Origin of the sequence: Klebsiella sp. CN_Kp106 (genome assembly GCF_040064575.1) — a bacterium.
Classification (GTDB): Bacteria; Pseudomonadota; Gammaproteobacteria; order Enterobacterales; family Enterobacteriaceae; genus Klebsiella; species Klebsiella michiganensis.
Genome location: NZ_JBEAIG010000014.1, coordinates 204252 through 216006, shown reverse-complemented (window position 1 = coordinate 216006; position 11755 = coordinate 204252). Strand labels below are relative to the sequence as shown.

Here is an 11755-nt window from a genome sequence, read left to right as displayed (position 1 = left end):
TGGTTAACCATTCATTATTAGAACACTATATTTAAGGTAAGCCTTATTGAGTACGGGTGGTATTGAGTATTGTCTGATATCACATTATTAATCGATAACCTTGCGGTTAGCTATCATGGATGCTATCACTATATAGAGTCATTTATCAGCAATGCCAGCAAGGATAAAAAATGAAATGGACTATTCATAATACGCTTGTCTGCCCGTATTCCGGCGTGGCTTTTTCTTCGATTTCCAGCCTGCGGTTTTTAAAGTTTATTCTTTGGTATGAAGCCGACATTTTATTACTGCCGGGAGAGTCGATGAAGCTCTACTCGTCCAGCGTGTTAATTAACGAGCAATATCATGCGGTAAAGGTTTATAACATCACGCGATACGATGAAGCCCAGTGGGAGAAATTGCGGGAGCGGCCTTCTTGTCCGTATCAATCTACTGCCACGACGGCAAACGCCTGTTCTTACCAGGCGCACTGCGCAATAAAACGCTGCCCGAACAACTTTCCACGCGGGCTATTGGGCAGTCGTCCGTCGGCCAGCGGAAGCGTTATAACCAGACCATAATGGTGTCATCGCTGCGGTTTATATCGGTGATGGGGTTAGGCTGTCGCAGAGGGGGAAATCGCGGGTGGCGGTGCTGTGCACCTGTCCGGGCAACCGGTTCACCGCCGTCTGGTGGTCCGGTTAGCGACATCGGCGCCCGGATAAGGTGGGCCGACATCAGGTCATCATCATCGGCCATTCGGGCGGAGTCTGGCTCATGACTTCAATCATCACGTCCTTGATATTGCCCCAGATTTTCGCCACGTCCAGCAGCGTAATGCCTAACAGACCGGTGGCGAACCAGCAGGCTGCGGCCAGGCCCATACAGCTACAAATCACCGCTAAACCGGCATAATCGCTTTTACGTAGCTGAATGTTCAACGAGCTGGCCAGAAACATCAGCACTGCGCTCACGAGTGGCCAGCGCAAAAGCACGACACTGGTAGTAATGGAAGCCATCAACCTATCCTCAACGAAATTTGGGAGCCTTTGACAACCGGATGAGACTGACGATGGAACGGCGCTCTGGCTATCTTCAGGCAAACAAGATCGTAATGAAACAATGTTTTTGTTTCATCAACTAATGTGAACTATATCACACTTGTTCTTTTATTCACCAGCCAAAAATGGTGTTTTCTTGCGCTTATTAGCCATGTAAATAGCAGGGTTAATAAGGAGGGCGCGGGGCTTTCTTGCAATGTGAAGGCTGATTATAAGGGATTATCGGCGGTTTTGGTTTTTTAATAAGGTTTATGTTCTGCGGATTTTATTACTTATTCTGGCTAATTATACGGATAAACCGAATGACATAGTGGGGCTAATCTCATTATGTTGAGAATGTTTCTCCAGTGGTCCTATAAGCCAGTATTATTCATAATTCATCGTCATGAGGTTTTTACGTCAAAGCGTGGGTTGCTGAGATGCTCCGTTCATATCACAGTAAGCAGAGTCATCGGGGCTGTTCACCTTGATTAAGGCGTATCGCATGGATAAAAAGCGGAAATGAATCATAGCGCGCCGCATAAGGCGTTGAGAATATTTGGCATCGTGCTGGTCATTCTGCTGCCGGTGCTGCTGGCGTTGTGGTTTGCGCAAATTCGCGCCAAAGCGGAAACCGCCGATCAGCTGAGGCTTTTTTCTCGACTGGCGCTGCAAAAAACGGAGATGGTGATTCGTGAAGCCGACGAAGCGCGCGATAAAGCCCGCTTGTATCAGGGAGCGATATGTTCACCACAGCATCAGCAATATTTGCTCGGTATTGTTCGCGGCCTGCTCTATATCGACGATTTAATCTACGCCAACGGCACCCATTTCTTCTGCTCCACTTCGGTTCGCCGCCAGACGGGGTGGCAAATTCCGGCCGCAACCTATACCAAAAAGCCGGATGTCGCGATTTACTACTACCGCGAGACCCCTTTCTACCCTGGCTATGCGATGAACTATATGCAGCGCGGCAACTATGTGGTGGTGGTTAATCCGCTCTCATACAGCGCGTTGATCACCAGCGACCGCGACCTCGCCTGGGGCGTTTTTGATACCAAAACCCACCAGTTTTTTTCCGTCAGCAAGAATGCCGACCCCGATGAGCTGCATCGCCTGATTCGCGCTGAAGCGTCTTTATTTCACCAGGATGGCCGCGTTTATACCATCGCCCATTCCACCGTTCGCCCGATAGCCGTCATTATGTCCACTTCGCGCGTCAGCTATTATCAGAATTTTTATAATCAGGTGACCCTGACGCTACCGCTGGGGCTGATTTGCAGCGTATTGCTCCTGCTGGTGTGGTCGCGCACCCGTCAGCAGTACCACTCTCCGCGGAAGATGCTGCAGCGCGCGTTAAACCGTCGTCAGCTGTGCCTTCACTATCAACCGGTTATCGATATTAAAAATAACCGCTGCGTCGGTACCGAAGCATTATTGCGCTGGCCAGGCTTTGATGGGCCGGTGATGAGTCCGGCGGAGTTCATTCCGATGGCGGAAAATGAAGGGATGATCGCCCAGGTCACCGACTATGTCATCGATGAGGTATTTTCCGACCTGGGCGAGTTTCTGGCGCGGCAGCCGCATCTGTACGTGGCGATTAACCTCTCCGCTTCCGATTTCCATTCCGCACGCTTGATTGAGCACATCAACGAGAAGATCCAGCGCTACGCGGTCAAGGCGGAACAAATCAAAATCGAAGTGACCGAACGCGGGTTTATCGACGTGGCGAAAACGACGCCGGTGATCCAGGCGTTCCGCGATGCGGGATATGAAATCGCCATCGATGATTTCGGCACCGGCTACTCCAACCTGCACAATCTTCATGCGCTCAACGTCGACGTTCTGAAGATTGATAAATCTTTTGTCGACATGCTGACGAGCAATACCACCAGCCACCTGATTGCCGAGCATATTATCCAGATGGCAAACAGCCTGCATTTAAAAATCGTGGCTGAAGGCGTCGAAACGGCAGAGCAGGTAGCCTGGCTCCAGCAACGCGGCGTGCAGTACTGTCAGGGGTGGCACTTTGCGAAAGCGATGCCGCCGCAGGAGTTCATGCTGTGGCTGGCGAATGAGCGCACCTGCCTCAGCCCCTATCAGCCGCACTATCAGGCAGAAATTTGATGGCGATAGGCGGTCGGCGTTCGGTCAAATTCGCGACGGAACACCCGCGAGAAGGTTTGCTGCGACACGTAGCCGAGATCCATCGCGATATCAAAAATAGGGCGCTGGGTGGTTCTTAGCGCTTCCGCGGCGAGCAGCAGGCGGCGCTGGCGAATGTAATCGCCCAGCGTTTGATGCATCACGGCGCGGAACATCCGCTGCAGATACCATTTCGAGTATCCCGATTTTCTGGCGACTATATCAATGTTAAGTGGTTGATCGATATGTTCATCAATCCATTCAATAAGCGTTTGGATAATATCCTGATGGGACATAAAGCGGCCTCTCTCAATTCTCGATTCGTCGTTTTGTCTGCGGGCGAGTATAATTCCTCAAGTTAACTTGAGGTAAAGCGCTTTATGGAAAAGAAATCACCCCGCATCAAAATGCTGCTGACGCCCGGCGAAGTGGCAAAACGAACCGGCGTGGCCGTCTCCGCGCTGCACTTTTATGAAAGTAAAGGGCTGATCCACAGCCAGCGCAACGCGGGCAATCAGCGGCGCTACCGGCGCGACGTCCTGCGCGCGGTGGCGATCATTAAGATTGCGCAACGCATTGGTATTCCGCTGGCGACCATCGGCGACGCGTTCGGCGTATTGCCGGAAGGGCATAACCTCAGCGCCAAAGAGTGGAAGATGCTGTCGTCCCAGTGGCGGGAGGAGCTGGACCGGCGCATTCATACCCTGACCGCGCTGCGCGATCAGCTCGATGGCTGTATCGGCTGCGGCTGTCTGTCGCGTCGCGACTGCCCGTTACGCAACCCGGGCGATAAGCTGGGTGAAGAGGGGACCGGCGCGCGATTGCTGGAGGATGACTAAAAAACTAAAGCGCCACAACAGGGCGCTTTAGTTGTTTTCCGGTCTTGGTCTTTCGCACTATCCCGCTGGTACGCAGGAGGGTTTCCCCCGACGTCGGCTCACCTCAGTATTGCGCAATCTTTGATGGAGGTTCCGGTTTGCGCCGACAATTTAAGTGTGGCTCTTTTCTCTGAATTTGCCTCTTCAGTTTGCCGAAAAATTCCCGGCATCCGCCGCCTGTTCCTATAGTTAATTTGAACAAACAGCGGGAGAGGCCCATGTTAACGGTACATCATCTCAATCAGTCACGATCGCAGCGCGTGTTATGGGCGCTGGAAGAGCTGCAGCTGCCTTATCAGGTTGTCTCTTATCAGCGTGGCAAGGATATGCTCGCACCGGCGGAATTAAAAAGCGTTCATCCGCTGGGTAAATCGCCGGTGGTTGAGGATAACGGCCACATTCTGGCGGAGTCCGGCGCCATTCTGGAATATTTACGGGAAACCTATGATAGCGCCCGGCGCTTAAAACCTGAGTCGGTGGAAGATAAGCTGCAATATCGCTTTTGGCTGCACTACGCCGAGGGGTCGCTGATGCCCCTGCTGCTGATGAAGCTGGTGTTTGCCAGCCTGGGCAAACCGCCGGTGCCGTTTGGTATGCGCACGCTGGGTAATGCGTTGGGCAAGGGGGTACAGAAGGCCTGGCTTAACCGCCAGGTGGACACCCATGCCCGCTTTATTGAAGCGCACCTTTCCCGCCAGCGCTGGTTTGCCGGCGCTGAGCTGAGTATGGCCGATATTCAGATGAGCTTTCCCGCGATGGCGCTGCTGGCGCGCGGCGGCGTGGAGAATTTACCCCATCTGACGCAGTGGGTTCAGCGCGTGGAGCAGCGCCCGGCCTGGCAAAAAGCGGTTGAGCGCGGGGGGCCGTTCACCTTACCCGGCGAATAAACTATTACTAAAGCCGATGACCGGGGAAAATTGCTATCAGCGCAATACAAAAATGTTACCGGATTGCGCATGGACGATAACGTTTGCGCATCGGCTGGTTATTTCCTGAACGTCATAAGCGAAATTTAGCGAAATACGACAAACTTCAGTTGAAAAGGCCCGTCTAAAGGCTGGATAATCGTTTGCCTTTTTATTTTGCTCATCATTTCCTCTGCTGACAGAGGGGAGCAAAGTCATTCTTCACACCGTACTGTATGCGCGGAGTTAAACGTTTGCTTTTTCGCGGCCCCTGGCGCTGCGATGTAGCACAAGGAGATCGCGTTTAGCTGGCAGTGGATGGTCCACCACGCATTCGGACGAACGATAAAAATTCTCAGGGGAAGTTTTCTATGTCTACGCCTTCAGCGCGTACCGGCGGTTCATTGGACGCCTGGTTTAAAATTTCTGCTCGCGGCAGCACCGTGCGTCAGGAAATCGTTGCCGGTCTTACCACCTTCCTGGCGATGGTTTACTCCGTCATCGTGGTGCCGGGTATGCTCGGCAAAGCGGGTTTTCCACCGGCTGCGGTATTTGTTTCCACCTGTCTGGTTGCCGGCGTCGGCTCGCTGGTGATGGGGCTGTGGGCGAACCTGCCGCTGGCGATTGGCTGCGCCATCTCGCTGACCGCGTTTACCGCCTTTAGCCTGGTACTGGGTCAACAGATCAGCATTCCGGTCGCGCTGGGCGCGGTGTTCCTGATGGGTGTCCTGTTCACCGTGATCTCCGCGACCGGCATTCGTAGCTGGATCCTGCGTAACCTGCCGCAGGGCGTGGCGCACGGTACGGGGATTGGTATCGGTCTGTTCCTGCTGCTGATTGCCGCCAACGGCGTGGGCCTGGTTATCAAAAATCCGCTGGATGGTCTGCCGGTGGCGCTGGGTAATTTTGATAGCTTCCCGGTGATTATGTCGCTGGTCGGGCTGGCGGTGATTATCGGCCTCGAAAAACTGAAAGTGCCGGGCGGTATCCTGCTGACGATTATCGGCGTCTCGATTATCGGCCTGATCTTCGATCCTAACGTTCACTTCTCCGGTATCTTCGCCATGCCGTCGCTGAGCGACGATAAAGGCAACTCGCTGATCGGTAGCCTGGATATCGTGGGCGCGCTGAACCCGGTGGTGCTGCCAAGCGTGCTTGCGCTGGTGATGACCGCGGTGTTTGACGCCACCGGAACCATCCGCGCGGTGGCCGGCCAGGCGAACCTGCTGGATAAAGACGGGCAGATTATTAACGGCGGCAAAGCGCTGACCACCGACTCCCTGAGCAGCGTCTTCTCCGGCCTGGTCGGGGCGGCGCCGGCGGCGGTGTATATCGAATCCGCTGCCGGTACTGCGGCGGGCGGCAAAACGGGCCTGACGGCAGTGACCGTCGGCGTGCTGTTCCTGCTGATCCTGTTCCTCTCTCCGCTCTCGTATCTGGTGCCGGCTTATGCCACCGCGCCGGCGCTGATGTACGTCGGCCTGCTGATGCTGAGCAACGTGGCGAAAATCGATTTCAACGATTTCGTCGACGCGATGGCGGGCCTGATTACCGCGGTCTTTATCGTGCTGACCTGCAACATCGTGACCGGCATCATGATCGGCTTTGCGTCGCTGGTGATCGGTCGTCTGGTGTCCGGCGAATGGCGTAAGCTAAACCTGGGTACGGTGATCATCGCCGCGGCGCTGGTTATCTTCTACGCCGGCGGTTGGGCGATTTAACTTTTCCTGCTAACAACGGGCGGCTTTGGCCGCCCGTTTAATTTTTAAGCCACATCCTGTTTCCTTTTGCGTTAATCTGAGTAGCGTATTATGCCGAGACATGACGCCTCAGATGTAAAAAAAAGACACGCAGCAAACAGGGAACACATGGAAATATTCTTTACCATACTCATCATGACCCTCGTGGTCTCTCTCTCAGGGGTGGTTACACGCGTACTGCCCTTTCAGGTTCCACTCCCCTTAATCCAAATTGCCATCGGCGCGCTGTTGGCCTGGCCTACCTTCGGATTGCACGTTGAATTCGACCCCGAACTCTTTCTGGTTCTGTTCATTCCGCCGCTGCTTTTTGCCGATGGCTGGAAGACGCCAACCCGTGAGTTCATAGAGCATGGACGGGAAATTTTCGGTCTGGCGCTGGCGCTGGTGGTGGTAACGGTGGTCGGTATTGGCTACCTCATCTACTGGATCGTGCCGGGTATTCCGCTGATTCCGGCTTTTGCTCTGGCGGCGGTTCTGTCGCCAACGGATGCCGTGGCGCTGTCGGGAATTGTCGGCGAAGGGCGCATTCCGAAAAAAATAATGGGCATTTTGCAGGGCGAAGCGCTGATGAACGATGCCTCCGGCCTGGTCTCCCTGAAGTTCGCCGTTGCGGTGGCGATGGGCACCATGGTCTTTACCGTCGGCGGCGCGACGGTGGAGTTCTTCAAGGTGGCGGTCGGCGGTATTCTCGCGGGCTTTGTGGTCAGCTGGCTGTACGGGCGCTCGATGCGCTTCCTCAGCCGCTGGGGCGGCGATGAACCGGCAACGCAAATTGTGCTGCTGTTCCTGCTGCCGTTCGCCTCTTATCTGATCGCGGAGCATATCGGCTTTTCCGGGATCCTGGCGGCGGTCGCCGCGGGGATGACCATTACGCGTTCCGGGGTGATGCGCAGCGCGCCGCTGGCGATGCGCCTGCGCGCCAACAGCACCTGGGCGATGCTGGAGTTCGTGTTTAACGGCATGGTCTTCCTGCTGTTGGGCCTGCAGCTGCCGGACATTCTTTCCAGCTCGCTGGTGGCCGCAGAAGCGGATCCCAACGTCGAAACCTGGATGCTGTTTACCGATATCATTCTGATTTATGCCGCCCTGATGCTGGTGCGTTTTGGCTGGCTGTGGACGATGCGCAAACTGAGCCAGCGTTTCCTGAAAAAGAAACCGATGGAGTTCGGCTCCTGGACCACGCGCGAGCTGCTGATCTCCTCCGTCGCCGGCGTTCGCGGGGCGATTACCCTTGCCGGCGTACTGTCTATTCCTCTGCTGCTACCGGACGGCAACGTCTTCCCGGCGCGCTATGAGCTGGTGTTCCTCGCCGCCGGGGTGATTCTGTTCTCACTGTTCGTCGGCGTGATTGTGCTGCCGATTCTGCTGCGCCATATCGAGTCGACCGACCATGTCCAGCAGCGCAAAGAGGAGCGTCTGGCGCGGGCCGCTACGGCGGATGTGGCGATTGTCGCGATTCAGAAAATGGAAGAGCGTCTGGCTGCGGATACCAAAGAGAATATTGATAATCAGCTGCTGACCGAGGTCAGTTCGCGGGTGATTGGTAACCTGCGTCGTCGCGTCGATGGCCGCAACGATGTTGAAACGTCGATGCTGGAGGAGAGCCTCGAACGCCGGTTCCGCCTGGCGGCGCTGCGTTCCGAACGCGGTGAGCTGTACCACCTGCGCGCCACCCGGCAGATCAGCAACGAGACGCTGCAGAAGCTGCTGCACGACCTCGATCTGCTGGAAGCGCTGCTTATCGAAGATCAGTAACACCGTACCTGTTCCCCGGGTCAGGCGTTGACGCCGCGACCCGGGGACTTACTTCAGCCAGAACGCCTTACTGCACTCCAGCCACGCTCGTGCGCTGTGCGACAGATAAACGCCTTCCCGCCAAATCATCCCCAGCTCCCAGCGCAGATCGCTCTGCAACGGCATCCAGCAAAAGCTCTGCGGGTCGAGGCGCTGGCAAATCGGCTCCGGCAAAATCGCGATGCCAATCCCCGCCTGGACCATGGCGGCCAGAAAATCCCACTGTCCGCTGCGCACGGCGATGCGCGGCTTAACATCATGCTGAGCAAACAGCCGCATCAGCTGCTGGCTGAGGGCGAAATCCTCGTTGTAAATCACCAGCGGATGCGCGGCGAGCGCCTGCGGCGACAATGACCTGAGGCCCTCCCATTGTGCCGTTCTCGGCGTCAATACGCAGAGCGGATGGCTGAACAGAGATAGCGTCGTCAGGCCGCTGGCCTCATCAACCGGAAGCGCCGTCATGGCTAAATCCAGTTCGCCGTTGCTGACCGCCTGCTGCACGGTCAATCCGCCAAACTCGGAGATTTTCAACTCGATACCCGCATAGCGCTGGCGAAAGCGGCTAATCGGCTCGGCCATCAACATGCCGACCATCGGCGGGATCCCGAGACGCAGTACGCCTTTGTGCAGATGATTAATATCGCTCAGCTCCGACTCCAGCTGGTGAAATTCGCCAAGGATGGCCTGCCCGCGCTCGAAAACCACGCGTCCGGTATCGGTCAGCAGCAGCCGGCGACCGTCGCGGATCAGCAGCGTGCAGTTCAGCTCATCTTCAAGGTTTTTAAGCATCTTGCTGATGGTGGGCTGCGTGACGAACAGTTTCTCCGCCGCGCGGGTAAAGCTTTGCTGGCGAACCACTTCGACAAAATAACGCAGCGTTCGGATATCCATAATTATTCCCTGAGACTATACCTGTGATGATTTTAATTCATTTCTGCCGCGCCGGGCGGCTCTCTATACTGCACGCCTGTCTTCTTTTTCAGGAATACCGCTCATGGCCTTTGCGCCAGCTCGCGTGACGCCCTTCGTTATGCAACGTCTTCAGGTACCGGTTCAGGTCCTGATCTACGCCGGACTGTTCGTCTGCGCTGAATATTTAGTTAACTGGCTGCACCTGCCGCTTCCGGCGAATCTGGTGGGCATGCTGATGATGCTGGCGCTGATCGTCTGCCGGGTGATTCCTTTAAACTGGGTACGCGCCGGAGCCCGCTGGCTGCTGGCGGAGATGCTGCTGTTTTTCGTACCGGCGGTGGTGGCGGTCGTCAACTACGCGCAGCTGCTGATGGTTGATGGCTGGCGTATCTTTCTGGTGATTGGCTTGAGCACTACGATGGTGTTGGGCGCCACGGCATGGGTGGTTGATAAAGTGTATCGCTATGAAGTCAGCAGGATGAAACATGAGTGATTTTCAGCTGAGCCTCCTGTGCCTTCTTGTCACGCTGGGACTCTATTTTGCCAACAAGCGGCTTTATCGCCGCTTCCATAAACTGCCGCTGATGCCGCTGGTTTTCACCCCGATCCTGTTGGTCATGATGCTGGTATTCGGCCATATCTCTTATCAACGCTATATGGGGGAGACGCACTGGCTGCTGTGGCTGCTGGGCCCGGCGACGATCGCCTTTGCCGTGCCGGTATACGACAACATGGCGATTATTAAGCGCCACTGGATGTCGCTGACGGCTGGCGTCACTACCGCCTCGGTTGTCGCGGTGACCAGTTCGGTGTGGCTGGCGCGATTATTTACCTTGCCTGATGAGATCCAGCGCAGCCTGGCGGTACGCTCCGTTACCACCCCCTTTGCGCTGGCGGCAGCCAAACCGCTGGGCGGCCAGCCAGATTTAGTCGCTCTGTTTGTCGTGGTCACCGGGGTATTCGGGATGGCGGTAGGGGATGTACTGTTTCTGCGTCTTTCTATTCGCGAAGGTATGGCAAAAGGGGCCGGATTGGGTGCCGCATCGCACGGCGCCGGTACCGCACGATCCTACGAGCTTGGCCCTCAGGAGGGCGTGGTCGCCAGCCTGGTGATGATGCTATCCGGAGTGGTGATGGTGCTGGCCGCGCCGCTGGTGAGATGGGCCATGTTCTGACCCCCTTTTTAATTAATCAACGCATACTCGCTAAGGTACTTTTCCATATCTCACGACTATTTATACTCACATGAATAGTCATTTCATCTTATCGAGATGAACGGTTAATTAAATATTCGTATTTGTAAGATAATCCGATGATATCATAGGTTTTATCCTTATTTGTCCCCCTCTTAAATTGTAATTAAATATTTCAATTTGAGGTTTTTTTGATATTAATGAAGAATATGAATATGTGAAATGATATTTTTTATGAATAAGTTTAATGTTTAACGCTATGATTTTATTTGGTTATTTATAATATATATTTTGTATTGATTGGTTCAAAGTTATTATTCATTTGAGATGATTCACATATGGTTATTGAGAATAGTCTCGATTTTAGATACCTTATTGACGTGAGCTTTTATTATTGAATGGATTCATGTGGAACTAAAGCTCTTGTATTTATAGGTTAGTAATATTAAATGCAGGTTACTCACTCCCCATGCACATTATCGGCTTATAGTTTTAGCTGATGTCTGGCTTCATTCTCTAATAGACGCCATAAAACAATTGATGGATTGATTGTTAATCTTAATAAAAAGGGGAATACCAATGAACTTCAGTACCAAAACTCTTGCCAAAATATTAGCCTTATCTGCCGGCTGCGCTCTGGTTAATCTGTCTCAGGCCGCGAATACCATTACTTTTAAGGGTAAGGTCTCCGACACTACCTGTACAGCCACTATCGATAATGGCGTTTCGTCCATTGATATGGGGACCTCATCGGTAGCCGATCTGGATGCGAATATCTACGGTGCGGCGAAGAGTTTTTCTTTCACTTTAACCGGATGCCCTAAGACTACAGACGGCGGTACCAGTGTGGCCAAAGTGACGTTTGGTGGCGAAGCGGACACGACGAATAGCGATTACTTCAGGAACCAGGCGACAGACTCACCCGCTACCGGCGTTGCGGTGGCGATTTTTGACAACAAGGGTGCCCTGCTGAAGAACAATACGGAAGGTGCTGACGTCGATATTACCTCCGGCACCGCGACCATTCCTTTTACCGTCAAACTGGCTAAATCTGGCGCGGATGCTCCCACCAAAGGGGCGGTGCAGACAACCGTGACTTACAACGTTACCTACTATTAATTTAGCGTCATATAAACCGACAAAAGGGAA

Annotated in this window: 12 protein-coding genes; 9 read left to right on the top strand and 3 right to left on the bottom strand. The window is 54.1% G+C overall.

Annotated elements, in window-relative coordinates; all coding sequences use genetic code 11:
• Positions 1–170: 170 nt before the first annotated feature.
• Entirely contained in the window at positions 171–560 is a 390-nt protein-coding gene (gene iraM / locus ABLU96_RS08565) for an anti-adapter protein IraM (protein WP_004097807.1), read from the top strand.
• 156 nt (positions 561–716) lie between these two features.
• Here the strand turns inward: iraM and ABLU96_RS08560 are convergent, their stop codons facing one another.
• The gene (locus ABLU96_RS08560) at positions 717–998 is read right to left on the bottom strand and encodes a YjcB family protein (protein ID WP_004097808.1); all 282 of its coding nucleotides are present in this window, start codon (positions 996–998) and stop codon (positions 717–719) included.
• 543 nt (positions 999–1541) lie between these two features.
• Between ABLU96_RS08560 and ABLU96_RS08555 the strand changes: the two genes are divergently transcribed.
• A complete protein-coding gene (locus ABLU96_RS08555; protein WP_025107694.1) occupies positions 1542–3146 on the top strand; it encodes an EAL domain-containing protein in 1605 nt (534 codons plus the stop codon).
• Here the strand turns inward: ABLU96_RS08555 and soxS are convergent.
• Positions 3131–3460, bottom strand: a complete 330-nt coding sequence (soxS, locus tag ABLU96_RS08550; RefSeq protein ID WP_004097813.1) for a superoxide response transcriptional regulator SoxS — start codon at positions 3458–3460, stop codon at positions 3131–3133. The genes ABLU96_RS08555 and soxS overlap by 16 nt on opposite strands.
• 84 nt (positions 3461–3544) lie before the next feature.
• On the opposite strand from soxS, the gene soxR reads away from it, so the two are divergent.
• From soxR to ABLU96_RS08530, 4 genes are all read left to right on the top strand, one after another.
• Complete coding sequence (gene soxR, locus ABLU96_RS08545) at positions 3545–4003, top strand: redox-sensitive transcriptional activator SoxR (RefSeq protein ID WP_004097815.1); 459 nt, start codon at positions 3545–3547, stop codon at positions 4001–4003.
• Positions 4004–4260: 257 nt separating this feature from the next.
• The gene (locus ABLU96_RS08540; protein ID WP_064405855.1) at positions 4261–4929 is read left to right on the top strand and encodes a glutathione S-transferase; all 669 of its coding nucleotides are present in this window, start codon (positions 4261–4263) and stop codon (positions 4927–4929) included.
• A gap of 389 nt (positions 4930–5318) precedes the next feature.
• Positions 5319–6668 (top strand): NCS2 family permease, encoded by a 1350-nt coding sequence (locus ABLU96_RS08535; RefSeq protein WP_004097818.1) that lies wholly within the window; start codon positions 5319–5321, stop codon positions 6666–6668.
• A 147-nt stretch (positions 6669–6815) separates the two neighbouring features.
• Positions 6816–8462: a Na+/H+ antiporter gene (locus ABLU96_RS08530; protein WP_004109468.1), complete on the top strand. Its 1647-nt coding sequence runs from the start codon at positions 6816–6818 to the stop codon at positions 8460–8462.
• Between the two features lie 48 nt (positions 8463–8510).
• Here ABLU96_RS08530 and ABLU96_RS08525 read toward each other — a convergent pair whose 3' ends face one another.
• Positions 8511–9392, bottom strand: coding sequence for a LysR family transcriptional regulator (locus ABLU96_RS08525; RefSeq protein ID WP_025107691.1), 882 nt, complete (start codon positions 9390–9392; stop codon positions 8511–8513).
• A 103-nt stretch (positions 9393–9495) separates the two neighbouring features.
• Here ABLU96_RS08525 and ABLU96_RS08520 point away from each other — a divergent pair, with 103 nt between their 5' ends.
• From ABLU96_RS08520 to ABLU96_RS08510, 3 genes are all read left to right on the top strand, one after another.
• On the top strand, positions 9496–9906 hold the full coding sequence (locus ABLU96_RS08520; protein WP_004097823.1) for a CidA/LrgA family protein: 411 nt from the start codon (positions 9496–9498) through the stop codon (positions 9904–9906).
• Complete coding sequence (locus ABLU96_RS08515) at positions 9899–10588, top strand: LrgB family protein (RefSeq protein ID WP_025107690.1); 690 nt, start codon at positions 9899–9901, stop codon at positions 10586–10588. The genes ABLU96_RS08520 and ABLU96_RS08515 overlap by 8 nt, the downstream gene beginning before the upstream one ends.
• Positions 10589–11185: 597 nt before the next feature.
• Positions 11186–11725: a fimbrial protein gene (locus ABLU96_RS08510; RefSeq protein ID WP_032747511.1), complete on the top strand. Its 540-nt coding sequence runs from the start codon at positions 11186–11188 to the stop codon at positions 11723–11725.
• Positions 11726–11755 lie beyond the last annotated feature (30 nt).

Coding starts and splice junctions, on each gene's coding strand:
- iraM (WP_004097807.1), top strand. CDS start 171: ATGAAATGGACTATTCATAATACGCTTGTCTGCCCGTATTCCGGCGTG.
- ABLU96_RS08555 (WP_025107694.1), top strand. CDS start 1,542: ATGAATCATAGCGCGCCGCATAAGGCGTTGAGAATATTTGGCATCGTG.
- ABLU96_RS08535 (WP_004097818.1), top strand. CDS start 5,319: ATGTCTACGCCTTCAGCGCGTACCGGCGGTTCATTGGACGCCTGGTTT.
- ABLU96_RS08525 (WP_025107691.1), bottom strand. CDS start 9,392: ATGGATATCCGAACGCTGCGTTATTTTGTCGAAGTGGTTCGCCAGCAA.
- ABLU96_RS08520 (WP_004097823.1), top strand. CDS start 9,496: ATGGCCTTTGCGCCAGCTCGCGTGACGCCCTTCGTTATGCAACGTCTT.
- ABLU96_RS08510 (WP_032747511.1), top strand. CDS start 11,186: ATGAACTTCAGTACCAAAACTCTTGCCAAAATATTAGCCTTATCTGCC.
- ABLU96_RS08530 (WP_004109468.1), top strand. CDS start 6,816: ATGGAAATATTCTTTACCATACTCATCATGACCCTCGTGGTCTCTCTC.
- soxR (WP_004097815.1), top strand. CDS start 3,545: ATGGAAAAGAAATCACCCCGCATCAAAATGCTGCTGACGCCCGGCGAA.
- soxS (WP_004097813.1), bottom strand. CDS start 3,460: ATGTCCCATCAGGATATTATCCAAACGCTTATTGAATGGATTGATGAA.
- ABLU96_RS08540 (WP_064405855.1), top strand. CDS start 4,261: ATGTTAACGGTACATCATCTCAATCAGTCACGATCGCAGCGCGTGTTA.
- ABLU96_RS08515 (WP_025107690.1), top strand. CDS start 9,899: ATGAGTGATTTTCAGCTGAGCCTCCTGTGCCTTCTTGTCACGCTGGGA.
- ABLU96_RS08560 (WP_004097808.1), bottom strand. CDS start 998: ATGGCTTCCATTACTACCAGTGTCGTGCTTTTGCGCTGGCCACTCGTG.